This is a genomic window from Burkholderia sp. AU45274 (assembly GCF_030482505.1).
GTDB lineage: Bacteria > Pseudomonadota > Gammaproteobacteria > Burkholderiales > Burkholderiaceae > Burkholderia.
The window spans coordinates 123890-149478 of record NZ_JAUJQE010000005.1; the positions used below are offsets into that span (position 1 = coordinate 123890).

The following is a 25589-nucleotide window of genomic DNA, read 5'->3' on the forward strand; positions in this document are numbered from 1 at the left end:
CCCGCCGGGCCCCGCACACGCGGCGCGCCCGGCTGCGGCCAGGCGCCGCGCTTCCTCAGGCCTTCCCGCCGTCCTGCGCGCCGCCATCCGCGGCCGCCTTCTTCTTGTCGCCGATCCGGCTCTCCTGCCCCGCGAGCAGCTTCGCAATGTTGCCGCGGTGACGCCACACGAGCAGCACGCTCATCGCGAGCACGGCCCATGCGACCGGGTTGTGGCTCGTGCCGAACAGGAACACGTCGAACACCGGCGCGAACACGGCCGCCACCAGCGCCGCGAGCGACGAATAGCGGAAGAAGAACGCGACGATCAGCCAGGTCAGCGCGGTCGCGAGCCCGAGCACCGGGTGCACCGCGAGCAGCACGCCGGCCGCGGTCGCGACGCCCTTGCCGCCCTGGAAGCGGAAGAACACCGGATAGAGGTGGCCGAGGAACACGGCGATCGCGACCCATGCGACCGCGACGTCCGGCAGGCCGAAGCGCCGGGCGAGCCAGACGGCAATCCAGCCCTTGAATGCATCGCCGACGAGCGTCAGGATCGCGGCCTTCTTGTTGCCGCTGCGCAGCACGTTGGTCGCGCCGGGATTCTTCGACCCGTACGAACGCGGGTCGGCCAGGCCCATCGCGCCACTGACGACGACGGCGAATGACACCGAACCGATCAGGTAGGCAACGAGGGCGGCGAGCAGGATCTGCATGCGGAGGACTCTTCTTTCAACGTATCGGTAAAGGGACGGCTGCGCGCGGCACGCCGAAACGGCGCCCATTCTACCGAACGCGCGCCGCCTGCCACGAAGGTGAAACCCTCAGTCGACACTGGCGCACTGCACGGGCTGCGCGCCGAGCAGTGACGTAAGCACGGCCGGCGCGAGGCTGACGAGGTAGCCGCGACGCCCGCCGTTCAGGTAGATCGTCGGCAGCTCGAGGATGGTCGCCTCGACGTAGACGGGCATCGCCTTGCGCGTGCCGAACGGCGACGTGCCGCCGACGAGATAGCCCGAATGGCGGTTCGCGACCTCGGGCTTGCACGGTTCGACGCGCTTCGCGCCGATCTGCCGCGCGAGGTTCTTCGTCGACACCGTGCGGTCGCCGTGCATCAGCACGATCAGCGGCTTCGCGTGCTCGTCTTCCATCACGAGCGTCTTCACGACGCTGTGCTCGTCGACGCCGAGCTGGCGCGCCGATTCGCCGGTGCCGCCGTGCTCGACGTAGTCGTACGGATGCTCGCCGAACGCAACGCCGTGGCGGCGCAGCAACTGGGTCGCGGGGGTTTCGGACACATGCCTGGATTTGCTCATGGCGGCATTTTAAGGGTGAACGACCGGCGCGCGCGCGATCACGCCCGCGCGCCCCCACCGACGGTATACTCGCGGCCCGTTTTTCGCCGGGCGGCCTGCTGCGTCGCCGCAACGATTCCGTCCATCATCATTGCGGACATCGCGAAGCGCTATTGCCCGAATGGCCGATTGTGGCGCGCGCGCCGTCATGGCACGATCGTTCGCCAACCTCGTCGGCCGCCGCCCGCCCCTTTTCTGGAGACGCCATGTCCTCGTCCCTCCGTTCATCCGAGCCGCTCGACGTCGACGCACTGCTCGCCGCGCTGCCGCGCCGCATCGCCGACGTGCCCGCACGCTGGGCCGCGCTGGCGCCCGCGCATCCGGCGCTGATCGAGGACGCGCGCCGCCTGTCGTACGGCGACCTGTCGCGGGCCGTCGATGCCGCCGCCGCGCTGCTCGCCGACCTCGGCGTGCAAGGCGGCGACCGCGTGATGATCGTCGCCGAAAACTGCGTCGCGCAGATCGTGCTGCTGTTCGCGGCCGCCCGCCTCGACGCGTGGGCGCTCGTGTCGAACGCGCGCTTGTCCGCCAGCGAGCTCGACGCGATCGCCGCGCACGCGCGGCCGAAGCTGATCGCGTTCACCACCGACGCCTCGCCCGACGCGCGCACGCATGCCGAACGGCACGGTGCGACACCCGCCGGCACGCTGCCGGTCGACGTCGGTGCATGGTCGTACCACGTCGACGCGAGCGCGCCGGGCGAACCGGTCGCCGCCGACGGTGCCGCGCAATGCGCGGCGCTGATCTACACGACCGGCACGACCGGCACGCCGAAGGGCGTGATGCTGTCGCATCGCAACCTGCTGTTCATCGCGGCGACGTCGAGCACGCTGCGCCGCGTGTCGCCCGACGACGTCGTCTACACGGTGCTGCCCGTATCGCACGTGTACGGGCTCGCGTCGGTCTGCCTCGGCAGCCTGTACGCGGGCGCGACGCTGCGGCTCGCGCCGCGCTTCTCGCCGGAAGCCGTGCGCGTCGCGCTCGCCGACGAAGGCGTCACGATCTTCCAGGGCGTGCCCGCGATGCACGCGAAGCTGCTCGAACACCTGCACACGCACGGCCATGCGTGGTGCGCGCCGCGCCTGCGCTTCGCGTATTCGGGCGGCTCGCCGCTCGACGCGAACCTGAAGGCGCGCGTCGAGCGCCTGTACGGCGTGCCGCTGCACAACGGCTACGGGATGACCGAAAGCAGCCCGACGATCACGCAGACGCCGCTCGACGCACCGCGCACCGACAGCTCGGTCGGCGTGCCGATTCCCGGCGTGGAGATGCGGATCGTCGCGCCGGACGGCACCGACGTGCCGCCGGGCGAAGTCGGCGAGATCCGCGTGCGCGGGCCGAACGTGATGCTCGGCTACTACCGCAACGCGGACGCCACGCACGCGGCCGTGTCGCCGGACGGCTGGCTGAGCACCGGCGATCTCGCGCGGCAGGAGGCGGACGGTGCGGTAACGATCGCGGGCCGCAGCAAGGAACTGATCATCCGGTCGGGCTTCAACGTCTATCCGGTCGAAGTCGAGCAGGTGCTGAACGCGCATCCGGACGTCGTGCAGGCGGCCGTCATCGGCCGCGCGGTCGAAGGCAACGAGGAAGTGCTCGCGTTCGTCGAACTAGTGCCCGGCGCGACGGCCGACGAAGCGGCGTTGCACGCCTGGTGTGCGGAGCGGCTCGCGCCTTACAAACGCCCCGCACACATCCGCGTACTCGACGCGCTGCCGGCCGCATCGACGGGCAAGGTCCTGAAGCACAAGTTGCGCGAGCTGGTCTGACTTGAACCGGCCGCGGCGCGTGACACTGCCTGCTCCGCACCGGATGCGCTAACCGCGCGGGTGGTGTTGCGCATGCAGCGTCTTCAAGCGCTCGCGTGCAACGTGCGTATAGATCTGCGTGGTCGAGATATCGCTGTGGCCGAGCAGCAGTTGCACGACGCGCAGGTCGGCGCCATGGTTCAGCAGGTGCGTCGCGAACGCGTGCCGCAGCGTATGCGGCGACAGGTGCGCGCGTACGTCCGCGTGCTGTGCGTGGCGCTTGATGATGTTCCAGAACTGCTGGCGCGTCATCCCGTCGCCGCGCGCGGTCACGAACAGCGCGTCGGCCGCGCGCGCACCGAGCAGCGCCGGCCGCGCCTCGCGCAGGTAGCGCTCGATCCACCCTTGCGCGACTTCGCCGAACGGCACGAGCCGCTCCTTCGAGCCCTTGCCCATCACGCGCACGACGCCCTCGTTGAGCCCGACCTCGACGGTCTTCAGCGTCACGAGCTCGCTCACGCGCAGCCCGCTCGCATACATCAGCTCGAGCATCGTACGATCGCGCAGGCCGAGCGGCGTGCCGATGTCGGGCGCACCGAGCAGCGCCTCGACCTGCGCCTCCGACAACGTCGACGGAAACCGGGCCGCCTGCTTCGCGGACGTGATCCGCAGCGTCGGGTCGGCGCTCGCGCGATGCTCGCGCACGGCCCAGCCGTAATAGCGCCGGAACACGGACAGCCGCCGGTTCGACGACGTTGCCTTGCCGTCGCTGCGCGCGGCGATGTAGCCCGTCACCATCGCTTCGTCGGCGGAATCGAGCGACGCGTCGTGCGTCTCGGCCAGCCATTGTGAAAACAGCACCAGATCGCGCCGGTACGCATCGAGCGTGTTGCGCGCCAGCCCGTGCTCGAGCCACAGCGCATCGCAAAACACGTCGATCGACGCGCGGCTCGCGAGCAGCGCGGGGGACGCCTCGACGGCATCGCCGTCGACTTCGGGGGACATCAGCGATTCACTCATCAGTACGGCACGCCTTCGTGCGCCAGCAGCCAGCGCTTCACTTTCTGGTAATAACCGTTGTCGTCGTGGTTCGCGAAGCCGCCGAGTCCGCCCGCCGCGACGACGCGATGACACGGAATCACGAGCGGGAAGTAGTTCGCGCCGCATGCCTGGCCCACCGCGCGCGGCGCGCTGCCGATCCGCTTCGCGACCTGGCCGTAGGTCAGCACCGTGCCGGGCGGAATATCGCTGATCACGTCCCACACGCGGTGCTGGAACGCGCTGCCGACTTCGGCGAGCGGCAGGTCGAAGCGCGCCGACGCGCGCTCGAAATAACGTTCGATCTGCTTGACCGCACGCTGCGCGAGCGGCGAATCCGGATCGACCGACTTCACCGATTCGGGCAGATAGACGATCTCGCGCACCACCGCGGCATCCGTGCGGATGCCGACCTTGCCGAACGGCGCGTCGATGACTGCATTGAACATGGCCCTCTCCTGACCGATGGATGCGCGCGGCACCACCGCGCGCCGACGACACTTTACGCCGCCTTCACGCAGCACGCAGCGCCCATTCGACATGCTCGCGCACGACCGGCGACGGGTCGTCGGCCCGCGCGCGCAACGCGGCGACGATCGCGTCGCGCGCCTGCGGCGTGAGCCGGCCCGCGTCCGCGCGCAGCGCATTGCCGAGCCCGACCGCGAGATTGCGCAGCCAGCTTTCGTAGCCGATGCGCCGGATCGCACTGCCCTGCATCTGCGTATCGAACGCGTCCGCGTCCCATGCAAACAGCTCGACGAGCGTCGCGCGATCGAGGCCGTGCCGCACGTCGAAATCGGCGACGGGCGCGGCCTGCGCGAACTTGTTCCACGGGCACACGAGCTGGCAGTCGTCGCAGCCGTACACGCGATTGCCGATCATCGGCCGCAGCGGCTCGGGGATGCTGCCTTTCAGTTCGATCGTCAGATACGAGATGCAGCGGCGCGCGTCGACGCGGTACGGCTCGACGATCGCGCCGGTCGGGCAGGCGTCGATGCAGCGCGTGCAACTGCCGCAGTGTGCGCCGGGCGTCTCGGGCGCGGTGTCGGGGGAAGTGTGCGCATCGGTCGGCAGCGGAACGTCGACGTAGATCTCGCCGAGGAAAAACAGCGAGCCCGCATCGCGCTGCAGCAGCAGCGTGTGCTTGCCGCGCCAGCCGACGCCCGCCTTCTGCGCGAGCTCGACCTCGAGCACGGGCGCCGAATCGGTGAACACGCGGTAGCCGAACGCGCCGATCTCCTGCTCGATGCGCTCGGCGAGCGTCTGCAGGCGGTTGCGCAGCACCTTGTGATAGTCGCGCCCGCGTGCGTAGATCGACACGACGGCCGCCTGCGGATCGTCGAGCCGCGCCCGTTCGCGCGCACGCCAGTCGTGCAGTGCGAGCGCGCCCGGCTCGCTTTCAGCCGCGTCGGCGGCGAGCGTTTGGGCCGGCAGATAGGCGAGCCGGGCGGAGATCACGCGTCGCGTACCGGCCACAAGTTCGGCCGGACGCGCGCGTTTCATCCCATGTTTCGCCATATAATCCATTTCGCCGTGGTATCCGGCTTCCAGCCAGGCGGCGAGGCCTGCTTCGGCATCCGAGAGATCGGTATCGCTGATGCCGATCGCCCCGAAACCCAATTCGCGCCCCCACGCCCTGATGCGCGCGGCGAGCGCAGTCAACGCCGCATCGTCGAGCGCGCACGGTGCCGCGCCTTCGGCACGAGTCGAAGGTCTGTCGGATGCGGCGAGTTCCGGTAATCGGTTCATCGCACTATTTTACGAGAATGCCAGCCACGCCCAGCCATCCGCCTCACGACGCCATGCTGCCCGCCCCGCTCGCGGAGCGCGTGATCGCGCTCGCCGACGAAGCGGCGACCGAGGCCTTCGGCACCCGCTTCGCGCACGCGCTCGACGCGGCGCGCACCGAGCTTGCCCGCGCGCATGCGTTCGACGGGCTGCAGATCCAGCTGGTCGGCGATCTCGGCGCGGGCAAGACGTCCCTCGTCCGCGCGATCCTGCGTGGCCTCGGCCACACGGGGCGCGTGCGCAGCCCGACCTATACGCTCGTCGAGCCGTACGCGCTCGAACGCGACGATGGGGAACTCGAGGTCTATCACTTCGATCTGTATCGTTTCAACGATCCGGCCGAATGGTCCGACGCAGGCTTTCGCGAATATTTCAATTCCAGCGCGATCTGCCTCGTCGAATGGCCACAACAGGCAGGCACGCTGCTCGGCGTACCCGATCTGGTTTTCTCGCTCGACGTGGACGGCGACGGCCGCGCCCTCACCGTCCGGGCGTACAGCGCTTCAGGAAAGGCATGTCTCGAAAGATGTTGATCAAACCGTTCCGCTCGATCGAATCGGCGGCCACCGCGACGCACAACTGGCGCCGCCGCCAGATCCTGTGCGCGGGCGCGTCGACGCTGGTGCTCGGTCTCGTCGCCCCGCGGCTCGCGCGCGCGTCGTCGGTGCTCGGCGTGCGCGTGTGGCCCGCTCGCGATTACACGCGCGTCACGATCGAATCCGACCAGCCGCTGCAGAATAGCCAACAGCTGCTGCAGGGTCCCGACCGTCTCGTCGTCGACCTGACCGGCCTCGACCTCGACCAGGCGCTGCGCGACCTCGTGTCGAAGATCGCGCCGAACGATCCGCAGATCCAGTCGGTGCGTGTCGGCCAGTATCAGCCGCACGTCGTGCGGATGGTATTCGACCTGAAAGGTTCGGTGAAGCCGCAGGTGTTCACGCTGCCGCCGGTCGGCACCTATAAGTACCGGCTCGTGTTCGACCTGTATCCGGCCGTCGCGCCCGATCCGCTGTCCGACCTGATCGCGCAGACGGAACGCAAGGAACAGGCGCTCAACGACAACGCGCGCGCGCAGCAGATGCAGCCGCCGTCCACGCTGGCCGGCCCGGGTACCCCGCCGCCCGCCGCGGGTGACAACAGCGACGCGTTCTTCCAGCGCTTCGCGCAGAACACGCCGGCCACGCCGCACACGCCACCCGCCACGCCTTCGACGCCCGCGAAGCCGGCCGTCAAGCCGCCGCCCGTCATCGCACGCCGCGACGACAGCGACGACGATGGCGACACCTACAAGTTCACCGCACCGAAATCCGGCAAGGGCAGCACCGTCCGCCTGCTGACGGTGGCGATCGATCCGGGCCATGGCGGCGAGGATCCGGGCGCGATCGGCGGCGGCGGCACGTACGAGAAGCACATCGCGCTCGACATCGCGAAGAAGCTGCGCGCGAAGATCGACGGCGCGCCGAACATGCGCGCGATGATGACGCGCGACGCCGACTTCTTCGTGCCGCTGAACGTGCGCGTGCAGAAAGCGCGCCGCGTGGGCGCCGACCTGTTCGTGTCGATCCACGCCGATGCATTCACGACGCCGTCCGCGCGCGGCTCGTCGGTGTTCGCGCTGTCCGACCACGGCGCGACGAGCGCCGCGGCGCGCTGGATGGCGAACAAGGAGAACTCGTCCGACCTGATCGGCGGCATCAACATCAAGACGGCGGACGCGGCCGTGAACCGCGCGCTGTTCGACATGTCGACGACCGCGCAGATCCGCGATTCGCTGCGCTACGGCAACTACGTGCTGAAGGAAGTCGGCGGCATCAACAAGCTGCACAAGGGCTCGGTCGAGCAGGCCGGGTTCGCGGTGCTGAAGGCGCCCGACATTCCGTCGATCCTCGTCGAGACGGCCTTCATCAGCAACCCGGAAGAAGAGAGCCGGCTGAACGACGACGGCTATCGCGACCAGATGGCCGACGCGATCTTCCGCGGCATCAAGCGTTATTTCGCCGCGAATCCGCCGCTCGCGAAGAGCCGGATGGCCTGACGCCCGTACCCGGCCACCCCGCCCCGCCGCCGGCACGCAGCGCGTGCCGGCGCGTCACGACGCCGCGAAGCGGCGCATCAGTTTCCCGCCGAACACGTTCACCGCGAGCCCGCCCATCACGAGCGCGGTGCCGATCAGCTGCGTGCGCGTCAGATGCTCGTCGAGCAGCAGCGCCGACGACGCGAGACCGACGATCGGCACCAGCAGCGAGAACTGCGCGACCTGCGCGGCCGGATAGCGCGACAGCAGGCGGCTCCACAGCCCGTAGCCGAGCAGCGTCGCGACGAACGCGAGATAGACGACCGCGAAGATCGACGCACCGTTCAGCCCGGCGAGCGCGGTCGCGATCCGCTGCGGCCCTTCGAACCACAGCGACAGCAGGAAGAACGGCACGGGCGGCACGAGGCTGGCCCACACGACGAGCGACACGAGGTTCGCACGGCCGACCTTCTTCGTGACGATGTTGCCGAACGCCCACATCGCGGCCGAGCAGATCGTCAGCAGGAAGCCCGCGAGCGTCATCGCGCGGCCGCCCTGCGCCGCGATCACGACGAGCCCGCCCGCGGCGATCGCGAGCCCGAGCAGGTTCTGCACGCGCAGCCGCTCGCCGAGGAACAGCATCGCGAACACGAGCGTGAAGAATGCCTGCGACTGCAGCACGAGCGACGCGAGGCCGGCCGGCATGCCGACGTACATGCCGGTGAACAGGAACACGAACTGGCCGAGCTGGATCGTCGCGCCGTACAGCACCAGCAGACGCCATGGAATCTGCGGCCGGCGCACGAAGAACACCGCGGGCACGGCCGCGAGCGTGAAGCGCAGCGCGCCGAGCAGCATCGGCGGCATGCCGTGCAGGCCGACCTTGATCACGACGAAGTTCACGCCCCACGCCAGGATCACGACCAGCGCAAGCAGCAAGTCCTTCGGGGCCATCATCGGCGTCTCCTCGATTGTCGAATGGTCGTGCACGGTGCGCTCAGGCCCTGTCGCTTTGCGCCGGGCGCCCCGAGAAGACTGCCTTCGAGGCGGAAAGCCCGGCGCGGCCCGGTGTTTTCCTCTGGGAAGCCGGTCAGTCTACCGGGTTTCAGCCCCCGGCCCGATACCCGCGCGGCGCGCATGGAATCGGCGGCGGAGGCCAGTACAATGACCGGCATCCCCCGCCGCCCCACAGGATCCGTCATGACCGCTCCGATCAAAGCCCTGCTGAAGCCGCACGTGCGCGACATCGGCAACCTGCAGGTGCGCCGCACGCTGCCCGCACTCGCCGCCCGCCTCGTCGGCCCGTTCATCTTCTTCGATCACATGGGGCCCGCCGCGCTGCCGCCCGGCACGGGCCTCGACGTACGCCCGCACCCGCATATCGGCCTCGCCACCGTCACCTACCTGTTCGACGGCGCGATCCTGCACCGCGACAGCCTCGGCTCGCTGCAGGAGATCGTGCCGGGCGACGTGAACTGGATGACGGCCGGCCGCGGGATCGTCCACTCCGAACGCACGCCCGACGCGCAGCGCGAACACGGCCACACCGTGCACGGGATCCAGACCTGGGTCGCGCTGCCGCGCGCGCACGAGACGACCGAGCCGTCGTTCGAGCACCATGCGGCCGACACGCTGCCGAAGCGTGACGAAGACGGCGTCGCGCTGACGGTGATCGCCGGCGATGCGTTCGGGCTGCGCTCGCCGGTCACGACGTTCTCGCGCACGCTGTACGTCGCGGCCGAATTCGCGGCCGGTGGCCGTCTCGCACTCGACGCGTCGCACGAGGAGCGCGCGGTCTACGTGGTCGACGGCGAGCTCGCGATCGACGGCACGCCGGTGCCGGCCGAGCAGATGGCCGTGCTCGCGCCCGGCGCCGCGGTCACGCTGACGAGCGGCAGCGGCGCGCGTGCGATGCTGCTCGGCGGCGACAAGATCGACGGCGAGCGCTTCATCGAATGGAATTTCGTCGCCAGCAGCCGCGAAGCGATCGAGCGCGCGAAAGAAGCCTGGACGCGCCAGGAAATGGGCAAGGTGCCGGGCGAGACGGAGTGGATTCCGCTGCCCGAGTCGAAGCCGCGTTGAAAAAGGGGCGCGCCGCCCCCATCCTGACGACATTCGAACGGAAGAGAACGACATGGACACCACGCTTGCCACATTCGAGAAAGACGTCATCGAGGCGTCGCTGGACGCACCCGTGCTGGTCGACTTCTGGGCGCCGTGGTGCGGCCCCTGCAAGACGCTCGGCCCGCTGCTGGAAAAGCTCGAAGGCGACTATGAAGGCCGCTGGAAGCTCGTGAAGGTCAACGTCGACGAGAACCAGGAACTCGCCGCGCACTTCCAGACGCGCAGCATCCCGCACGTGATCGCGTTCGCCGACGGGCGCCCGGTCGACCAGTTCGTCGGCGTGCTGCCCGAAGGCCAGCTGCGCGCCTTCCTCGACCGGCTCCTGCCGGCGCCCGAGGAAGCCGAACGGCGTGCCGCGCAGTATGCGATGGCCGAGTCGCGCTACGACGACGCGCTCACGCACCTCGAAGCGGCGCTCGCGCTGAACCCGGGCTTCGACGACGCCCGCCTCGATCTGATCGAACTGCTGCTCGCGAACAACCAGGTCGACGCCGCACGCGCCGAGACCGAACGCCTGTCGCCGCAAACCGTGCAGAACGGCGATCCGCGCTACCAGGCGATCAAGACCCGTTTCGACGCACTCGACGCGACGGCCGACCTGCCGCCGACCGACGCGCTCGAAGCGCGCATCGCGGCGAACCCGGCCGACCTCGACGCGCGCTTCGACCTCGCGCAGAGCCTGATCGCGCGGCGCGCGTACGAAGGCGCGGTGGAGCAGTTGCTGGAAATCGTCACGCGCGACCGCGCGTACGGCGACGATCTCGGCCGCCGCACGCTGATCTCGGTGTTCGAACTGGCCGGCGATCGCCCGGACCTCGTCGCCGGGTGGCGGCGCAGGCTGAGCATGGCGCTCAACTGAACGGATGGATGACCGGCCGGGCCGCAACGGCCCGGCTGCGGGATCGCCCCGCATGACGGCCGACGGCGCGCGTCACGCGCCGCCATGCCTCGACGACCGCGATTCGCAGCGGCTCAGCCGGCGGCCTGCGCCGCGATCGCGCGCAGCGCATGCGCGGCGGCCGCGAAGCCGAAGCTCGCGGTCACGCACACGCTCGAACCGAACCCTGCACAGTTGAGCCCCGCGACGTGCGCGGCCGCGGACGGCTCGGCGCCGTCCTCGAGGTCGCAGGCGGCCGCTTCCGGATAGATCAGCGGCTCGTCCGAATACACGGCGCTGACCTTGAAACGTGCCTTCGGCCCGCGCGGAAAGCCGTGCTGCTTGCGCAACTGCGCGCGCACCTTCGACAGCAGCGGATCCTGGATCGTCAGCGCGAGATCGTCGATCCGGATGCGCGTCGGGTCGAGCTGGCCGCCCGCGCCGCCGACCACGACGAGCGGCTGGCGCTTCGCGACGCACCATGCGATCAGCGCGACCTTCGTGCGCACGCTGTCGATCGCATCGATCACGTAGTCGAAGCCGCCGCCGAGCAGCGCGTCGAAGTTGTCGGGCTCGACGAAATCCTCGATCCGGTTCACGCGGCACGCGGGATCGATCAGCGCGATCCGCTCGGCCATCGCGTCGACCTTCGGCTTGCCGTAATTGCCGTCGAGCGCGTGGATCTGCCGGTTCGTATTGCTTTCGGCGACGTTGTCGAGATCGATCAGCGTCAGCGTGCCGACCGCGTTGCGCGCGAGCGCCTCGGCCACCCACGAGCCGACGCCGCCGATCCCGATCACCGCGACGTGCGCGCGCTCGAACGCGGCGGCGGCCGGCGCGCCGTACAGGCGCGCAACACCGCCGAAACGCCGCGCGCGATCCACGTCAAGCTGGATTTCCGGGGTCGGGGTAAGATCAGAGGAACTGGGCGGGGCAGCGTCGGCGACGGACATGGCAGCAAGGAAAACGTAAGTCGTGCAGCCTTCTATTTTGCCTGAACTCCCCGCTCGCACGCGCCACTGTGCACGCACGTTTCTTGCGCGTTGGCTACAATGGTTCCAGATTGAAGCGTTTGCATAACATGACGACTCTCGCCGATCTCCGCATCAATTACTCACGTGCTTCGCTCGACGAGGCCGACGTCGCCCACGACCCCTTCGTCCAGTTCGACCGCTGGTTCAAGGAGGCGCTCGCCGCCAAGCTGCCCGAGCCGAACACGATGACGCTCGCGACCGTCGGCGCCGACGGCCGGCCATCGGCACGCATCGTGCTCATCAAGGGCGTCGACGAACGCGGGTTCGTCTTCTTCACCAATTACGAAAGCCGCAAGGGGCGCGATCTTGCCGCGCACCCAGAGGCCGCGCTGCTGTTCTACTGGATCGAGCTCGAGCGCCAGGTGCGCATCGAAGGCCGGATCGAGAAAACCAGCGCAGAAGAAAGTGACCGCTATTTCGCGTCGCGCCCGCTCGGCTCGCGCATCGGCGCATGGGCGTCGCAACAGAGTGCGGCGATCGACAGCCGCGCGACGCTCGAAGCGCAGGAAAAGGCCGTCAGCGAACGCTACGGCGACAACCCGCCGCGCCCGCCGCACTGGGGCGGCTACCGTCTCGTGCCCGACTCGATCGAGTTCTGGCAGGGCCGCCCGTCGCGGCTGCACGACCGCCTGCTCTACACGCGCGACGCCGGCACGTCGACGGGCTGGTCGATTTCGCGCCTGTCGCCGTAAGCGCTGCGCCGGCGCACGCCGGTCGTGTCTCGTGTTGCATTCGGGCGCCCGCCTCGCAAGCGGCGGGGCCGGTCAAGATACTTGGCTGTATTCGATTCAACGAACAAACGGAGAATCCAAATGTTCTGGGAAAAGAAGCTGGCACAGTGGGCGGACGAAGTACGGGCGAAAGCGAACATACCGGCGCGCCTCGTGCTGTGGAACGGCGATCAACTCGATTTCGGCACCTTCAGCGCGCCGCAGGTCACGCTGAAGGTCAACAGCGCGTCGGCGTTGCCGCTCCTGCTCGAACCGAGCCTCGACAATCTCGGCGAGGCGTACGTGAAGGGCAAGATCGACATCGAAGGCAAGCTGTCGGACATCATCAACATCGGCTACTCGCTCGCGCGCAGCACGGTGACGAGCGCGAGCAAGCTGGCGCGCGTGAAGCGCTACTTCAATCACTCGAAGAGCACCGACAAGAAGGCGATCCAGTATCACTACGACGTCTCGAACGAGTTCTACCAGCTGTGGCTCGACGAGAACATGGTGTACTCGTGCGCATACTTCGAGAACGGCGACGAGGATCTCGCCACCGCGCAGATCAAGAAGATCGACCACATCCTCACCAAGATCCGGCTTCAGCCCGGCCAGCGGCTGCTCGACATCGGCTGCGGCTGGGGTGCGCTCGTGCTGCGCGCCGCGCAGAAGTTCGGCGCGCAGTGCCTCGGCGTCACGCTGTCGCAGAACCAGTTCGACCTCGCGACCGCGCGCGTGAAGGCCGCCGGGCTGGAAGACAAGATCGAGATCCGGCTGCAGGACTACCGCGAGATCGACGGGCAATTCGATCGCATCACGAGCGTCGGGATGTTCGAGCACGTCGGGCGCAAGAACCTGCCGCTCTATTTCTCGCGGATCCATGACCTGCTCGCCGACGACGGCATCGCGATGAACCACGGGATCACGTCGACCGACGCGGAAAGCGGCGAGACGGCGCTCGGCGGCGGCGAGTTCATCGATCGCTACGTGTTCCCGGACGGCGAGCTGCCGCACATCAGCCTCGCGCTGGAAGCCGCGCAGCGCGGCGGGCTCGAAGCGATTGACGTCGAAAGCCTGCGCCGGCACTATGCGCGCACGCTCGATATCTGGACGGAAAACTTCGAGGCGAAGGCCGACGCCGCGCGACAACTCGTCGACGACGAAAAATTCCGCATCTGGCGCGTATACCTCGCCGGCTGCGCGTATGCGTTCGAGCACGACGACGTGTCGATCTTCCAGATCGTGTGCCGCAAGGCCGGGCAGAGCGCGAAGACGCTGCCGTGGTCGCGGCGCTATATGTACGAACACACGCTGCCGCGCTAGGCGGCGCTTCACGCTGGGCATGCATGGGTGACGGCAGGACGCGGCGCAAGGCGCCGCCGGAACGACAGCAGCACGACGACGCGAACACGCCGCACGCCGACGGGCAATTCGACCTGTTCGGCGTGCCGGCCGATGCTGCACGCGCGTCGCCCGAGAACGATGGCCCGCCTGCCGACGCCGACGAACATGTGAACCCGGGCGCGCCTGACGACGCGCAGCCGGCACCGCGCACCCGCACCCACCCCCGTTCTTCAGACGAAACACCGCCCGCCGCTTCCGGCCTGCTGTGGGACGAGCCGTCCCTGCCAGCCGAGCCGCCGAAGAAGGGCCGGCGCCGGCGCGGCGTGCTGCCCGCGCCGATCACACCGGATGTGGCCGATGCGGCGGCCGGCCTGCCGCCGAACGTCCGGCTCGGCACGTCGTCGTGGTACTTCCCCGGCTGGGACGGCATCGTCTACGACGGCGATTTCGCTCAGACGAAACTCTCGCGCGAAGGGCTCGAAGCGTACGGCGCGCATCCGCTGCTGAAGAGCGTGAGCCTCGACCGGTCGTTCTACGGCCCGCTATCGGTGGCCGACTACCTGCGCTATGCGCAGCAGGTGCCCGACGATTTCCGCTTCGTCGTGAAGGCGCCGGCTTCCGTGACCGATGCGGTGATCCGCGGCCGGCGCGGCGAACCGTCGGGACCGAACCCGACCTTCCTCGACGCGGATCTCGCCACCCGGGAATTCGTGCAGCCGTGCGTCGAAGGGCTCGGCCGGAAAGCCGGGGTGCTCGTGTTCCAGTTCTCGCCGTTGCCCGACACGCTGCTTGCCCGGCCGGCCGAACTGATCGACCGGCTGGCCGCGTTCTTTGCGGCGTTGCCGCCGCTGCCGGCGGAAGCCGACGGCACCCGCTATGCGATCGAGATTCGCGACGCGAGCCTGCTCACGCCGCGCTTCATCCGCGCGCTCGCCGCGCTCGGCGTGCGCTACTGCGTCGGCCTGCACGCGCGGATGCCCGACCCGCTGCGCCAGGCGGCCGCGCTCGCGCTGCTCGACGGCGACGCGCCGGGCCCGCTGATCGTGCGCTGGAGCCTGCACGGCGGCTTCAAGTATGAACAGGCGAAAGCGAAGTACGAGCCGTTCGACAAGCTCGTCGACGAGGATCCGGCCACGCGCTCGGCGCTTGCCGAACTGGCCGCGCGCTATGCGCTGGCCGGGCAGCCGGTGATCATCACGATCAACAACAAGGCGGAAGGCTCCGCGCCGCTGTCGTGCATCGCGCTTGCGCGCGAGATCGCCGCCGCGTGCGCGCAGTGGCGCAACGAGGCGGCTTGATACCCGCTTGATACCGGCTAGATACCGACTTGCGCCGGCCGCGGTCACGACGCTTACGCGCCGCGCAGCGACTTCAGACGGTGCGAGAACTTCTTCCGGAATTTCGCGAGCTTCGGCCCGATCACGACCGAGCAGTAGCCCTGCCCCGGGTTGCGCGCGTAATAGTTCTGGTGATAATCCTCGGCCGGCCAGTAGTTGTCGTCGAGCGGCACGACCTGCGTGACGATCGGCTGCCCGAACACCTGCTCGCGCTCCAGCTCGCGGATCACGTCGAGCGCCGTGTCGCGCTGCGCGTCCGAATGCGTGAACACGACCGAACGGTACTGCGTACCGACGTCGTTGCCCTGCCGGTTCAGCTGGGTCGGATCGTGCGTTGCAAAGAAGATCTCGAGGATCTCACGATAGCCGATGCGCGCCGGATCGAACGTCACGTTGACGACTTCCGCGTGGCCCGTATCGCCTTCGCAGATGTCGCGATAGCCGGGATTGCGCGTATGGCCGCCCGCATAGCCCGACTGGACGGCCGTCACGCCGTCGACGTCGAGAAACACCGCCTCCGTGCACCAGAAACACCCGCCTCCCAATGTCGCGGTTTCAAGCATCTCGTTCACCATGAAATCAGTCCCTCGTTGATGTCGGCAGCCGGCACGCATGCGCCGGCGCCACCGTTCCGTCTCGCCGCTGCCCACCCGCGTGCGGGTCGCAACGGCACGTCGGCAAGTATCTCACTCGCGCGCGAACCTGACAGATTGCACGGGTGTCGCGCGCGACCGGCCGCCCGTTTTCTCGACTACACTTAGGCACGCGCGAGCGCGGCGGCAAACCCGCTGGCTCGCGCAATGTGCCCGATGCATGCCCGACCCTGATGCAAACATCATCTGCCGGAACTTCGCTATGCATGCCTTAACAGACCTCGCCCGCGTCACGCGTCCGGCCGTCGCCGCGTCGCGGGCCGCGGCTTCGATTGCATCACCTCCTTGCCATGCATCCGTCTCGCTCCGCGCGCGGCGATCCGGCACACCGCTTCTTTCCGCTTTCACGATCTGATGCACGGCGTCGCACGCTCATCGACGCGTGCGTCCGCCTGCCGATCGCTCCCGCCGGCGTGATGCGCGCCGTGCGGCAACCCCGACTCGCACGCCCGCAACGAACGGCCGTGCGACCCCGATCCGACACCATCGAGAGGGCATCACCATGAGCATGCGGCCTGACCCGACGTTTCACGCTTCACCCGAGCTTGCGATGCAGGCACCGGCGGAGGAGTTTGCCTATACGTTGTTGCTGAGCCCCGATTTTTCCAGACCCGACGCGCTCGCCGTGATCGACGTCAAGCCTGGCTCGTCGACCTACGGAAAAATCGTGCACACGGTGACGATGCCGAACACCGGCGACGAGTTTCACCACTTCGGCTGGAATGCGTGTTCGTCGTCGCTGTCGCCGCTGACCGGCCATGCATTCCTCGAACGCCGCTTCCTGATCATCCCCGGCCTGCGCTCGTCGCGCATCTACGTGATCGACACGAAGCCGCATCCGACGCAGGCGCGCATCCACAAGATCATCGAGCCCGACGAGATCTTCTCGAAGACCGGCTATTCGCGGCCGCACACCGTGCACTGCGGGCCCGAGGGCATCTACGTGAGCACGCTCGGCGGCGCAGGCAAGGACGGCACCGACGGCGCGCCCGGCATCTTCATCATGGATTGCGAAACCTTCGACGTCCTCGGCCGCTGGGAGATCGATCGCGGCCCGCAGGACAAGCATTACGACTTCTGGTGGAACCTGCCGCGCGACTACATGGTGTCGAGCGAATGGGCGCTGCCGCCGCAATTCGAGAACGGAATCGTGCCGGAGGACCTGCTCGCGAACAAATACGGGCACCGGCTGCATTTCTGGGACCTGCGCGCACGGCGCAACGTGCAGACGATCGATCTCGGCGCGCAGCACCAGATGGCGCTCGAGGTGCGGCCCGCGCACGACCCGGCGCGCGAATACGGGTTCGTCGGCGTCGTGGTCGACACGACGAATCTCGAAGGCTCGATCTGGACCTGGTGGCGCGAAGGCGGCAAGTTCCATGTGAAGAAAACCGCGACGATCCCGGCCGAGCCGGCCGCGGCCGACGAACTGCCGCCGCTGCTCAAGGGATTCGGCGCGGTGCCGCCGCTCGTGACCGACATCGACCTGTCGCTCGACGACCGGTTCCTCTACGTGTCCTGCTGGGGCACCGGCGAGATGCGCCAGTACGACGTGTCGGACCCGCACAACCCGGTGCTCGCGGGGTCGGTCCGCATCGGCGGCATCGCACGCCGCGCGCCGCACTCGAACGGCCGCACGTTCGCGGGCGGCCCGCAGATGGTCGAGATCAGCCGCGACGGAAAGCGCGTGTACTGGACCAACTCGCTGTATTCGACGTGGGACGACCAGTTTTATCCGGACGGCGTGCCGGGCGCGCAGGTGCTCGCGCACGTGGGGCCGGAAGGCGGGCTGACGCTCGCCGACGATTACTGGGTCGAGTTCCCCGACGGCTATCGCGCGCACCAGATCCGGCTCGAAGGCGGCGACTGCTCGACCGACTCGTTCTGCTATCCGTCGGTCAAGCGTTGAACGCCGGCTTTCACGCCCCGTTCGCGCTGTGGGCGGCCGTGCTCGCGAGCGGGGTGTATCACGGGCTCAACCCCGCGATGGGCTGGCCGCTCGCGGTGTCGAACGCGCTGATGACGCGCCGCGGCGGCGCGCTCGTCGCGGCGCTCGGCTATCTCGCGCTCGGCCATGCGCTCGCCGTGTTCGCGGTGATGCTGCCGTTCGGGCTGCTCGCCGCGCTGCTTGCGTGGCAGACGGCGATCCGGATCGGCGCGAGCGCGCTCGTGATCGGCTTCGGCGCCGTGCTGCTGATCCGGCGCCGGCATCCGCGGGCGCTTGCGCGGATTCCGCCTGCCCGGCTCGGCCTGTGGTCGTTCGCGGTCGCGATCGCGCATGGCGCGGGGCTGATGCTGGTACCGATCTACCTCGGGCTGTGCGGGCTCGACCAGGACGCCGGCCATCGCGCGGCGGCCACGCTCGTCGATGCGCATCTCGGAATGGCGCTCGTCGTCGCGGCCGTGCATGCCATCGCGATGATCGGCGCCGGCGGCGGGCTCGCGTGGCTCGTGTACCGCTATCTCGGGCTGAAGTTCGTATCGCGAAGCTGGTTCAATCTCGACGCGGTGTGGGCGTCGAGCCTGATCGTGACGGGCGCGTTGTCGCTGGGGCTGGCGGCGACGCGATAGTGCGGGGGGACCTGCGGCCGATGTCGAGCAGAGGTGCCGGGCGGAGCGGCGGCCCCGCACAAAAAACGCGACGGAACGGCCGTGCCGGCAGCGTGCCATCGCGCATCCGGCCGCGCGCCGCAGTGTTCGCTACGTCACCCTGCCCCCGCAATGCGCCGTCCGGCCGGGCCCGGCGGCCCCGATTCCGCTAAAATCGGGCCATGCGCACCCCTTCCCCCTCGACCGCCTTGTCGCCTTTCGTCCGCCGTGCCCGCCCCACCCGCGTCGCGCCGCGCCCGCCCGTCTCGTTCCGGATGGCCGCGCGATGAGTCACGCCAATCCCCCGGATTTCGACTCGGCCGCCTTCCGGCAAGCCCTCGGCCAGTTCGCCACAGGCGTGACGGTGATCACGACGCGCGCGCCGTCCGGCCAGCTGATCGGCATCACCGCCAGCTCGTTCAACTCGGTCTCGCTCGATCCGCCGCTCGTGCTGTGGAGCCTCGCGCACAAATCGGCGTCGACGCCCGTGTTTCGCGGCAACAGCCATTACGTGGTGAACGTGCTCGCGGCCTCGCAGCTCGACCTGTGCAAGCGCTTCTCGACCTACAAGGGTGACCGCTTCGAAGGGATCGCGCATGCGGCCGGCAACTCGGGGATGCCCGTGCTCGACGGCGCGCTCGCGTGGTTCGAATGCCACAACCGCAGCCGCTACGATGAAGGCGACCACGTGATCTTCGTCGGCGAAGTGGAGCGCTGCGGCGTGCGCATGGAATCGGACACGGCACCGCCGCTCGTGTTCCACGGCGGCGGCTTCCACGGCCTTACACCGCTTTGATCGCCCCCGTGCGCGCCAGCCCGACCGGCGCGCCGGCTTCATCCTTCAGCGTCTGCAGCACGATGTTGGAACGGATGTCCATCACGCCCGGCGCCTTGTAGAGCCGGTTCAGCACGAAATCCGAATAGTGCTTGAGGTTGTGCGCGAGCACGCGCAGCAGGTAGTGGCTCTCGCCCGTCACGACGAACGCGCCGACCACCTCCGGCCATTCGCGCAGCGCTTCCGCGAAGCGCTCGTGCCATTGATTCTCTTCGTTGCGCATCGACACCTGAACGAACGCCTCGAGCTCGAAGCCGAGCTTCTCGCGGCTCAGGCACGCGCGATAGTGCTCGATCACGCCCTGCTCCTCGAGCAGGCGCATGCGGCGCAGACAGGCGGACGGCGAAAGCGAAATCCGTTCCGCCAGGTCGAGATTGCTGATTCTGCCCTCTTCCTGCAGTACCGCCAGAATCCGGCAGTCGGTGGCATCGAGCGTGATCGCGTGCATTTTTGGTCCCCGTTTTCCCTCTGAGTCGAATTATCTGCCAATCCGGCGGATTGTCCATGTTTATTTCGCAAGCACTTTCTGCGAGCGTCCACCTATCATTCGAAGGATCGACTCACCGAATCGTCATGCCATGGACACCCTCTGGGACATCTCGCCGCCCGTCAGCCCCGCCACCCCCGTGTGGCCGGGCGATACGCCGGTTTCCGTCGAACGCGTGTGGCGGATGGAGGCCGGTTCGCCGGTCAACGTCGCGCGCCTGACGCTGTCGCCGCACACGGGCGCGCACTGCGACGCGCCGCTGCACTACGACGCCGACGGCGCGCCGATCGGCGCCGTGCCGCTCGACACCTACCTCGGCCCGTGCCGCGTGATCCATTGCATCGGCGCATCGCCGGTCGTGCAGCCGGCCGATGTCGCGGCCGCGCTCGACGGCGTACCGCCGCGCGTGCTGCTGCGCACCTGTGCGCGCGCCAGCGTCGATGAGTGGGACAGCCACTTCTGCGCGGTCGCGCCCGAGACCGTCGACCTGCTCGCCGCGCATGGCGTGAAGCTGATCGGCATCGACACGCCGTCGCTCGACCCGCAGGAATCGAAGACGATGGATGCGCATCACCGCGTGCGCGCGCACCGGATGGCGATCCTGGAAGGCATCGTGCTCGACGACGTGCCGCCCGGCGACTATGAACTGATCGCACTGCCGCTGAAGTTCGCGACGCTCGACGCGAGCCCCGTGCGCGCGGTGCTGCGCGCGCTGCCCGCGCGTGCTTCCTGATTACCCCGACTGACAACCCCACATCATGATCAAGACCCGTGAAGATGCGCTCGCGCTCGACCGCGACGATCCGCTCGCCCCGCTGCGCGACCAGTTCTCCCTGCCCGACGGCGTGATCTACCTCGACGGCAACTCGCTCGGCGCACAGCCGCGCGCATCGGCCGCCCGTGCGCAGCAGGTGATCGGCGCCGAATGGGGTGAAGGCCTGATCCGCAGCTGGAACACGGCCGGCTGGTTCGCGCTGCCGCGCCGTCTCGGCGACAAGCTCGCGACGCTGATCGGCGGCGTGCCCGACGAGACGGTCGTGACCGACACGATCTCGATCAACCTGTTCAAGCTGCTGTCGGCGATGGTGCGCCACCAGGCCGAGCGCGCGCCGGAGCGCCGAGTGATCGTGTCGGAGCGCTCGAACTTCCCGACCGACCTGTATATCGCGCAGGGGCTGATCGAGCAGCTCGGCGGCGACTACGAACTGCGCCTGATCGACGACCCGGCCGACCTGCCCGGCGCGCTCGGCGCGGACACGGCCGTCGCGATGATCACGCACGTGAACTACCGCACCGGCTACATGCACGACATGCCGGCCGTCACGCAGCTCGTGCACGACGCGGGTGGCCTGATGCTGTGGGATCTCGCGCACTCGGCCGGCGCGGTGCCGGTCGACCTGAACGGCGCGCGCGCGGACGGCGCGGTCGGCTGCACGTACAAGTACCTGAACGGCGGCCCCGGTTCGCCCGCCTTCGTATGGGTGCCGCAGCGCCATCACGCGCACTTCTCGCAGCCGCTGTCCGGCTGGTGGGGCCACCGCGCACCGTTCGCGATGCAGCCGGGCTTCGCGCCCGATCCGGGCATCGCGCGCTTCCTGTGCGGCACGCAGCCGATCGTGTCGATGTCGATGGTCGAATGCGGGCTCGACGTGTTCCTGCAGACCGACATGCACGCGATCCGCCGCAAGTCGCTCGCGCTGACCGATGCGTTCATCGCGCTCGTCGAAGCGCGTTGCGCGGGCCTGTCGCTGAAACTCGTCACGCCGCGCGCGCATCACCAGCGCGGCTCGCAGGCGAGCTTCGAGCATCCGCACGGCTACGAGGTGATGCAGGCGCTGATCGCGCGCGGCGTGATCGGCGACTATCGCGAGCCGTACGTGCTGCGCTTCGGCTTCACGCCGCTCTATACGCGCTTCGCCGACGTGTGGGATGCCGTCGAGACGCTGCGCGACATCCTCGCCACCGACGCGTGGAAGGCGCGCGAGTTCGCCGAACGCGGCGCGGTGACCTGATCGGCCTTGCCCGGCGCGCGCGAGCCGCGCGCCGCGCCCCGTCATTCAAATCTGGAGAAAGTCGTGAATTCTGGTCATATGCAGCCACCCGGCGACGACGCGCCGGCGCGCTGCCCGTTCTCGGGCGCACGCGCCGCGCATTCGGCCCAAGCAGCCCCGGCCGCGCACGAAGCGTCGCACGTGCCCGGCGATGCCGGCTGGCACAACGCGCAGCTCGATTTCTCGAAGTCGATGAGTTACGGCGACTACCTGTCGCTGAATTCGATCCTCGACGCGCAGCATCCGCTGTCGCCCGATCACAACGAGATGCTGTTCATCATCCAGCATCAGACGAGCGAGCTGTGGATGAAGCTCGCGCTGTTCGAGCTGCGCGGCGCCCTCGACGCGGTGCGCACCGACGCGCTGCCGCCGGCGTTCAAGATGCTCGCCCGCGTGTCGCGGATTCTCGAGCAACTCGTGCAGGCCTGGAACGTGCTGTCGACGATGACGCCGTCCGAGTATTCGGCGATGCGGCCGTATCTCGGGCAGTCGTCGGGTTTCCAGTCGTACCAGTACCGACAACTCGAATTCCTGCTCGGCAACAAGAACGTGCAGATGCTGCAGCCGCATGCGCACCGGCCCGACATCCTCGAACAGGTGCGTGCGACGCTCGAAGCGCCGTCGTTCTACGACGAAGTCGTGCGCCTGCTCGCGCGGCGGGGCTTCCCGATCGCGGCCGAGCGGCTCGAACGCGACTGGACGCAGCCGACCCGGCACGACGAGACGGTCGAAGCCGCGTGGCTCGAGGTGTACCGTCATCCGCAGCAGCACTGGGAGCTCTACGAGATGGCCGAGGAACTCGTCGATCTCGAGGATGCGTTCCGCCAGTGGCGCTTCCGTCATGTGACGACCGTCGAGCGCATCATCGGCTTCAAGCAGGGCACCGGCGGCACCAGCGGCGCGCCGTACCTGCGCAAGATGCTCGACGTCGTGCTGTTCCCCGAGCTCTGGCACGTGCGCACCACGCTGTAACGCTAACGCGCGACGCGCCCCCGGCCCGCCCGCCGTCACGACGACGTGCGGGCCAGCTCCTCCCCTTCGCGCGGCTGCACGGCCGCACGCGACAGTCGCGGAATGTGCCGTCGCACGACGAGCAGCGCGACGCAGACCACCCCCATCGCAATCGCCAGCATCGTCAGATAGGCCGTGGCGCCGCCCGTGGTGATCACGACCGCGCCCGCGAACGCGCTGAGGATCGCGCCGAGCCGGCCGAACGCGAGCGCGCTCGCGGTGCCCGTCGCGCGCACGGCCGTCGGGTAGATGTACGCGCAGAGCGCATACATCGTCGACTGCACCGCGTTGACGAACAACCCGTGCAGGCCGAGCCCGACGATCAGCCAGCCCGTGTGGCGGCTCGCATCGACACCCATCAGCCACACCGCACTCGCCGCGCCGCCGACACTGCACAGCACGAGCGGCCAGCGCGACCCGGCATGCGCGATCGTCCATGCGCACAACAGCGCGCCGATCACGCCGCCGAGGTTGTACGCGGTGAGCCCCGTCCCCGCCACCGACACGCTCAGCCCGCTCGCCGCCAGCATCGTCGGCAGCCAGCTGAACGCCGCATACACGGCAAGCAGGCACATGAAGAACGCACACCACAGCGCGATCGTGTCGCGCGCCTGGCCGCTCGCGAACAGCGCGCCGAAGCCGCCGCGGCCGCCCGCCGCGCGGGCGTCCCTCAGGTCGGTGAAGACGGTGCCCGGCACGACGGGCCGCTCCATCCGCGCGAGCAGCGCGCCGAGTTCCGGCCAGCGCGCGGGGCGCCGCGCGAGATAGCGCGGCGATTCGGGCAACGCATGCACGAGCACGAAGCCGAGCACGAGCGGCAACGCGCCGCCCGCGAAGAACAGCCCGCGCCAGCCGTAGCGCGGCAGCACCTCGTGCGCGAACAGGCCGGCCAACATCCCGCCGAGCGGCACGCAGACGATCGTCGCGGTCACCATCATCGTGCGACGCCGCGCGGGCGTGTATTCGGCCGTCATCGTCGTGGCCGTCGGCAACGCGCCGCCGATCCCGAGGCCTGCGACGAAGCGCAGCACCGCGATCGCCGTGACGTCCGGTGCGAAGCCGATCGCGCAGGTCGCGATGCCGAACAGGAACACGCTGCCGATCACGGCCTGACGGCGGCCGAAGCGATCGGCGACGATCCCCGCGCACGCACTGCCGATGCCCATCCCGATCAGCCCGGCCGCCACCGCCGGCGCGAACGCGCCGCGCGTGATGCCCCATTCGCGGATCAACACCGGAATCGCGAAGCCGATCAGCTGGCCGTCGAAGCCGTCGAGCACGATCGCGAGCGCGGCGAGCAGCACCACGCAGCGCTGCATCGTCGTGAACGGCCCGTCGTCGAGCGTCGCGCCGATGTCGACGGACGCAGGCAACAATCCGTCGCGCGTGCTCATGCGACCTCCCGTGCGCCGCGCTCAGGCGGCAACATGCGCAAGCAGCGCGCGGCAAGACAACGGCATTCGATGGCGTTCATGGCGTCTCCGGTTGCCCGGGCTGGCGCGGTGGCGCGTGCCCGGATCTCGTGCTGCGCAGGCGGCCGGCGTCGACGCATCGGCGCCGCCTCCGGTGTCTCGTCCAACCTGTCCCGATCCGGCGCCGTCGCCTGCGCGCGACGCGCTCGTCTCGTCGTGCGGCGCAAGCCGCGCCGCCCGCCTGATGCTCAGTTCACCCGCGCGTCGATCAGCCGGACCAGCGCGAGCAGCGTCTCCGCATGCGGCACCGCGACGCCCGCTTCGCGCGCGGCCGCGACGACCTTGCCGCTGATCGCGTCGATTTCCGTGCGGCGGCCCGCGAGCACGTCCTGCAGCATCGACGGGCGATGGCCGCGATGCGCGTGGATCGCGTGCTCGACATTGCGCGCGATGCGCTCGCCGTCGACCGCGATGCCCTTCGCGCGGGCGACGGCGGCCACCTCGGCTGCAATCGCGAGGGCAAGCCGCGGCCCGTCGTGATGGTTGCCGAGCTGGTCGACCGTGCAGTTGGTCGCCGCGCACAGCGTGTTGAGCGCCGCGTTGAACGCGACCTTCTCCCAGATCGCGGCCCACACGTCGGCGTCCAGCGTGCACGCGAGCCCCGCGCGCGACAGCGTATCGGCCACCGTCGCCGCGAACGGGCGTGCCGCGCCGTCGGCCGTCATCATGCGGATCGCGCCCGCGCCGTGCGAGCGCACGTGCGCCGGCCCCGCCGCGTCGGCCGGCCACGTCGTCACGCCGACCAGGATGCGTTCGAGCGGCACGAACGCATTCAGCGTCTCGACATTGCCGAGCCCGTTCTGCAGCGTCAGCACGTGCGTGTCCCGCTCGAGCAGCGCGCGCACGCCGTCGAGTGCGGCACGCGTATGCAACGATTTCGTGAAAACGATCAGCAGGTCGAACGGTGTATCGGGCGATGCGGCCGCAGCCGCATTCGCCGCTTCCGGCCGCACGGCCTGCAACGTCCGGATACGCCGCTCACCACGATCGTCATCGATGCGCAACCCGTCGCGGCGAATCGCATCGAGATGCGCATCGTTCACGTCGATCAGCGTGACGGCCTCGCCGCTTTCGGCCAGCCGCCCGCCGAACAGCGAGCCCATCGCGCCGGCGCCCAGAATCGCAATCCTCATCGTCGTCGGCC

25 protein-coding genes are annotated in these 25589 nt (G+C 69.0%); 14 read left to right on the forward strand and 11 right to left on the reverse strand.

The window, feature by feature from the left end; translation table 11 throughout:
- Nucleotides 1-55: 55 nt before the first annotated feature.
- Both plsY and ybaK read right to left on the reverse strand, forming a co-directional pair.
- Entirely contained in the window at nucleotides 56-694 is a 639-nt protein-coding gene (plsY, locus tag QZM35_RS19610) for a glycerol-3-phosphate 1-O-acyltransferase PlsY (protein WP_089431613.1), read from the reverse strand.
- Between the two features lie 108 nt (nucleotides 695-802).
- Nucleotides 803-1294 (reverse strand): Cys-tRNA(Pro) deacylase, encoded by a 492-nt coding sequence (ybaK, locus tag QZM35_RS19615; protein ID WP_011353000.1) that lies wholly within the window; start codon nucleotides 1292-1294, stop codon nucleotides 803-805.
- A 245-nt stretch (nucleotides 1295-1539) separates the two neighbouring features.
- Here ybaK and QZM35_RS19620 point away from each other — a divergent pair, with 245 nt between their 5' ends.
- Complete coding sequence (locus QZM35_RS19620; protein ID WP_089426177.1) at nucleotides 1540-3102, forward strand: class I adenylate-forming enzyme family protein; 1563 nt, start codon at nucleotides 1540-1542, stop codon at nucleotides 3100-3102.
- 48 nt (nucleotides 3103-3150) lie between these two features.
- Here the strand turns inward: QZM35_RS19620 and xerD are convergent, their stop codons facing one another.
- The 3 genes from xerD to queG form a co-directional block, all read right to left on the reverse strand.
- A complete protein-coding gene (gene xerD / locus QZM35_RS19625; RefSeq protein WP_089426178.1) occupies nucleotides 3151-4101 on the reverse strand; it encodes a site-specific tyrosine recombinase XerD in 951 nt (316 codons plus the stop codon).
- Nucleotides 4101-4568 (reverse strand): methylated-DNA--[protein]-cysteine S-methyltransferase, encoded by a 468-nt coding sequence (locus QZM35_RS19630; protein ID WP_089426179.1) that lies wholly within the window; start codon nucleotides 4566-4568, stop codon nucleotides 4101-4103. The genes xerD and QZM35_RS19630 overlap by 1 nt, the downstream gene beginning before the upstream one ends.
- Before the next feature lie 64 nt (nucleotides 4569-4632).
- Nucleotides 4633-5868, reverse strand: coding sequence for a tRNA epoxyqueuosine(34) reductase QueG (queG, locus tag QZM35_RS19635; protein ID WP_301776649.1), 1236 nt, complete (start codon nucleotides 5866-5868; stop codon nucleotides 4633-4635).
- A 17-nt stretch (nucleotides 5869-5885) separates the two neighbouring features.
- On the opposite strand from queG, the gene tsaE reads away from it, so the two are divergent.
- Both tsaE and QZM35_RS19645 read left to right on the forward strand, forming a co-directional pair.
- On the forward strand, nucleotides 5886-6440 hold the full coding sequence (tsaE, locus tag QZM35_RS19640; protein WP_089426181.1) for a tRNA (adenosine(37)-N6)-threonylcarbamoyltransferase complex ATPase subunit type 1 TsaE: 555 nt from the start codon (nucleotides 5886-5888) through the stop codon (nucleotides 6438-6440).
- Nucleotides 6422-7942 (forward strand): N-acetylmuramoyl-L-alanine amidase, encoded by a 1521-nt coding sequence (locus tag QZM35_RS19645; RefSeq protein ID WP_089426182.1) that lies wholly within the window; start codon nucleotides 6422-6424, stop codon nucleotides 7940-7942. The genes tsaE and QZM35_RS19645 overlap by 19 nt, the downstream gene beginning before the upstream one ends.
- A 54-nt stretch (nucleotides 7943-7996) precedes the next feature.
- On the opposite strand, the gene QZM35_RS19650 is transcribed toward QZM35_RS19645, so the two are convergent.
- A complete protein-coding gene (locus QZM35_RS19650) occupies nucleotides 7997-8875 on the reverse strand; it encodes an EamA family transporter (RefSeq protein ID WP_179254846.1) in 879 nt (292 codons plus the stop codon).
- 246 nt (nucleotides 8876-9121) lie between these two features.
- Between QZM35_RS19650 and QZM35_RS19655 the strand changes: the two genes are divergently transcribed.
- Together QZM35_RS19655 and trxA are read left to right on the forward strand one after the other, a co-directional pair.
- The gene (locus QZM35_RS19655; protein WP_174975973.1) at nucleotides 9122-10003 is read left to right on the forward strand and encodes a pirin family protein; all 882 of its coding nucleotides are present in this window, start codon (nucleotides 9122-9124) and stop codon (nucleotides 10001-10003) included.
- Nucleotides 10004-10055: 52 nt separating this feature from the next.
- On the forward strand, nucleotides 10056-10904 hold the full coding sequence (trxA, locus tag QZM35_RS19660; RefSeq protein WP_301776650.1) for a thioredoxin: 849 nt from the start codon (nucleotides 10056-10058) through the stop codon (nucleotides 10902-10904).
- 113 nt (nucleotides 10905-11017) lie between these two features.
- Here trxA and QZM35_RS19665 read toward each other — a convergent pair whose 3' ends face one another.
- Complete coding sequence (locus QZM35_RS19665) at nucleotides 11018-11875, reverse strand: ThiF family adenylyltransferase (RefSeq protein WP_039368313.1); 858 nt, start codon at nucleotides 11873-11875, stop codon at nucleotides 11018-11020.
- A 128-nt stretch (nucleotides 11876-12003) separates the two neighbouring features.
- Here QZM35_RS19665 and pdxH point away from each other — a divergent pair, with 128 nt between their 5' ends.
- The 3 genes from pdxH to QZM35_RS19680 all read left to right on the forward strand — a co-directional run bounded on the left by pdxH (nucleotide 12004) and on the right by QZM35_RS19680 (nucleotide 15308).
- The gene (pdxH, locus tag QZM35_RS19670) at nucleotides 12004-12648 is read left to right on the forward strand and encodes a pyridoxamine 5'-phosphate oxidase (protein ID WP_089426185.1); all 645 of its coding nucleotides are present in this window, start codon (nucleotides 12004-12006) and stop codon (nucleotides 12646-12648) included.
- Nucleotides 12649-12768: 120 nt separating this feature from the next.
- Nucleotides 12769-13989 carry a cyclopropane-fatty-acyl-phospholipid synthase family protein gene (locus QZM35_RS19675; RefSeq protein ID WP_089426186.1) on the forward strand — a complete coding sequence of 407 codons (1221 nt, stop codon included), beginning with the start codon at nucleotides 12769-12771 and terminating at the stop codon, nucleotides 13987-13989.
- Between the two features lie 23 nt (nucleotides 13990-14012).
- The gene (locus tag QZM35_RS19680) at nucleotides 14013-15308 is read left to right on the forward strand and encodes a DUF72 domain-containing protein (protein ID WP_301776651.1); all 1296 of its coding nucleotides are present in this window, start codon (nucleotides 14013-14015) and stop codon (nucleotides 15306-15308) included.
- 53 nt (nucleotides 15309-15361) lie between these two features.
- Here QZM35_RS19680 and msrA read toward each other — a convergent pair whose 3' ends face one another.
- Nucleotides 15362-15922, reverse strand: coding sequence for a peptide-methionine (S)-S-oxide reductase MsrA (gene msrA / locus QZM35_RS19685; RefSeq protein ID WP_089426188.1), 561 nt, complete (start codon nucleotides 15920-15922; stop codon nucleotides 15362-15364).
- Between the two features lie 580 nt (nucleotides 15923-16502).
- On the opposite strand from msrA, the gene QZM35_RS19690 reads away from it, so the two are divergent.
- The 3 genes from QZM35_RS19690 to QZM35_RS19700 all read left to right on the forward strand — a co-directional run bounded on the left by QZM35_RS19690 (nucleotide 16503) and on the right by QZM35_RS19700 (nucleotide 19385).
- A complete protein-coding gene (locus QZM35_RS19690; protein ID WP_089426189.1) occupies nucleotides 16503-17909 on the forward strand; it encodes a selenium-binding protein SBP56-related protein in 1407 nt (468 codons plus the stop codon).
- A complete protein-coding gene (locus tag QZM35_RS19695) occupies nucleotides 17906-18571 on the forward strand; it encodes a hypothetical protein (protein WP_089426190.1) in 666 nt (221 codons plus the stop codon). Before QZM35_RS19690 ends, QZM35_RS19695 begins: the two co-directional genes overlap by 4 nt.
- Nucleotides 18572-18875: 304 nt before the next feature.
- Nucleotides 18876-19385, forward strand: a complete 510-nt coding sequence (locus QZM35_RS19700; RefSeq protein ID WP_089426191.1) for a flavin reductase family protein — start codon at nucleotides 18876-18878, stop codon at nucleotides 19383-19385.
- Here the strand turns inward: QZM35_RS19700 and QZM35_RS19705 are convergent.
- The gene (locus tag QZM35_RS19705; protein ID WP_006477992.1) at nucleotides 19372-19872 is read right to left on the reverse strand and encodes an Lrp/AsnC family transcriptional regulator; all 501 of its coding nucleotides are present in this window, start codon (nucleotides 19870-19872) and stop codon (nucleotides 19372-19374) included. The two genes, QZM35_RS19700 and QZM35_RS19705, sit on opposite strands and share 14 nt — an antisense overlap.
- Before the next feature lie 130 nt (nucleotides 19873-20002).
- On the opposite strand from QZM35_RS19705, the gene kynB reads away from it, so the two are divergent.
- The 3 genes from kynB (at nucleotide 20003) to kynA (ending at nucleotide 22934) form a co-directional block, all read left to right on the forward strand.
- Nucleotides 20003-20644: an arylformamidase gene (gene kynB, locus QZM35_RS19710; RefSeq protein WP_089426192.1), complete on the forward strand. Its 642-nt coding sequence runs from the start codon at nucleotides 20003-20005 to the stop codon at nucleotides 20642-20644.
- Nucleotides 20645-20672: 28 nt separating this feature from the next.
- On the forward strand, nucleotides 20673-21923 hold the full coding sequence (gene kynU, locus QZM35_RS19715) for a kynureninase (protein WP_174975993.1): 1251 nt from the start codon (nucleotides 20673-20675) through the stop codon (nucleotides 21921-21923).
- A 78-nt stretch (nucleotides 21924-22001) separates the two neighbouring features.
- Nucleotides 22002-22934: a tryptophan 2,3-dioxygenase gene (kynA, locus tag QZM35_RS19720; RefSeq protein ID WP_301776759.1), complete on the forward strand. Its 933-nt coding sequence runs from the start codon at nucleotides 22002-22004 to the stop codon at nucleotides 22932-22934.
- Between the two features lie 35 nt (nucleotides 22935-22969).
- Here kynA and QZM35_RS19725 read toward each other — a convergent pair whose 3' ends face one another.
- Nucleotides 22970-24367 carry an MFS transporter gene (locus tag QZM35_RS19725; protein WP_089431621.1) on the reverse strand — a complete coding sequence of 466 codons (1398 nt, stop codon included), beginning with the start codon at nucleotides 24365-24367 and terminating at the stop codon, nucleotides 22970-22972.
- 266 nt (nucleotides 24368-24633) lie between these two features.
- Nucleotides 24634-25578, reverse strand: a complete 945-nt coding sequence (locus QZM35_RS19730) for a ketopantoate reductase family protein (protein WP_301776652.1) — start codon at nucleotides 25576-25578, stop codon at nucleotides 24634-24636.
- Nucleotides 25579-25589: the final 11 nt, after the last annotated feature.

Bases quoted from the DNA above. Each gene is read 5' to 3' on its own strand.
- plsY (WP_089431613.1), bottom strand. From the start codon at position 694: ATGCAGATCCTGCTCGCCGCCCTCGTTGCCTACCTGATCGGTTCGGTG.
- ybaK (WP_011353000.1), bottom strand. From the start codon at position 1,294: ATGAGCAAATCCAGGCATGTGTCCGAAACCCCCGCGACCCAGTTGCTG.
- QZM35_RS19620 (WP_089426177.1), top strand. From the start codon at position 1,540: ATGTCCTCGTCCCTCCGTTCATCCGAGCCGCTCGACGTCGACGCACTG.
- xerD (WP_089426178.1), bottom strand. From the start codon at position 4,101: ATGAGTGAATCGCTGATGTCCCCCGAAGTCGACGGCGATGCCGTCGAG.
- QZM35_RS19630 (WP_089426179.1), bottom strand. From the start codon at position 4,568: ATGTTCAATGCAGTCATCGACGCGCCGTTCGGCAAGGTCGGCATCCGC.
- queG (WP_301776649.1), bottom strand. From the start codon at position 5,868: ATGAACCGATTACCGGAACTCGCCGCATCCGACAGACCTTCGACTCGT.
- tsaE (WP_089426181.1), top strand. From the start codon at position 5,886: ATGCCAGCCACGCCCAGCCATCCGCCTCACGACGCCATGCTGCCCGCC.
- QZM35_RS19645 (WP_089426182.1), top strand. From the start codon at position 6,422: ATGTCTCGAAAGATGTTGATCAAACCGTTCCGCTCGATCGAATCGGCG.
- QZM35_RS19650 (WP_179254846.1), bottom strand. From the start codon at position 8,875: ATGGCCCCGAAGGACTTGCTGCTTGCGCTGGTCGTGATCCTGGCGTGG.
- QZM35_RS19655 (WP_174975973.1), top strand. From the start codon at position 9,122: ATGACCGCTCCGATCAAAGCCCTGCTGAAGCCGCACGTGCGCGACATC.
- trxA (WP_301776650.1), top strand. From the start codon at position 10,056: ATGGACACCACGCTTGCCACATTCGAGAAAGACGTCATCGAGGCGTCG.
- QZM35_RS19665 (WP_039368313.1), bottom strand. From the start codon at position 11,875: ATGTCCGTCGCCGACGCTGCCCCGCCCAGTTCCTCTGATCTTACCCCG.
- pdxH (WP_089426185.1), top strand. From the start codon at position 12,004: ATGACGACTCTCGCCGATCTCCGCATCAATTACTCACGTGCTTCGCTC.
- QZM35_RS19675 (WP_089426186.1), top strand. From the start codon at position 12,769: ATGTTCTGGGAAAAGAAGCTGGCACAGTGGGCGGACGAAGTACGGGCG.
- QZM35_RS19680 (WP_301776651.1), top strand. From the start codon at position 14,013: ATGGGTGACGGCAGGACGCGGCGCAAGGCGCCGCCGGAACGACAGCAG.
- msrA (WP_089426188.1), bottom strand. From the start codon at position 15,922: ATGGTGAACGAGATGCTTGAAACCGCGACATTGGGAGGCGGGTGTTTC.
- QZM35_RS19690 (WP_089426189.1), top strand. From the start codon at position 16,503: ATGAGCATGCGGCCTGACCCGACGTTTCACGCTTCACCCGAGCTTGCG.
- QZM35_RS19700 (WP_089426191.1), top strand. From the start codon at position 18,876: ATGAGTCACGCCAATCCCCCGGATTTCGACTCGGCCGCCTTCCGGCAA.
- QZM35_RS19705 (WP_006477992.1), bottom strand. From the start codon at position 19,872: ATGCACGCGATCACGCTCGATGCCACCGACTGCCGGATTCTGGCGGTA.
- kynB (WP_089426192.1), top strand. From the start codon at position 20,003: ATGGACACCCTCTGGGACATCTCGCCGCCCGTCAGCCCCGCCACCCCC.
- kynA (WP_301776759.1), top strand. From the start codon at position 22,002: ATGCAGCCACCCGGCGACGACGCGCCGGCGCGCTGCCCGTTCTCGGGC.
- QZM35_RS19725 (WP_089431621.1), bottom strand. From the start codon at position 24,367: ATGAGCACGCGCGACGGATTGTTGCCTGCGTCCGTCGACATCGGCGCG.
- QZM35_RS19730 (WP_301776652.1), bottom strand. From the start codon at position 25,578: ATGAGGATTGCGATTCTGGGCGCCGGCGCGATGGGCTCGCTGTTCGGC.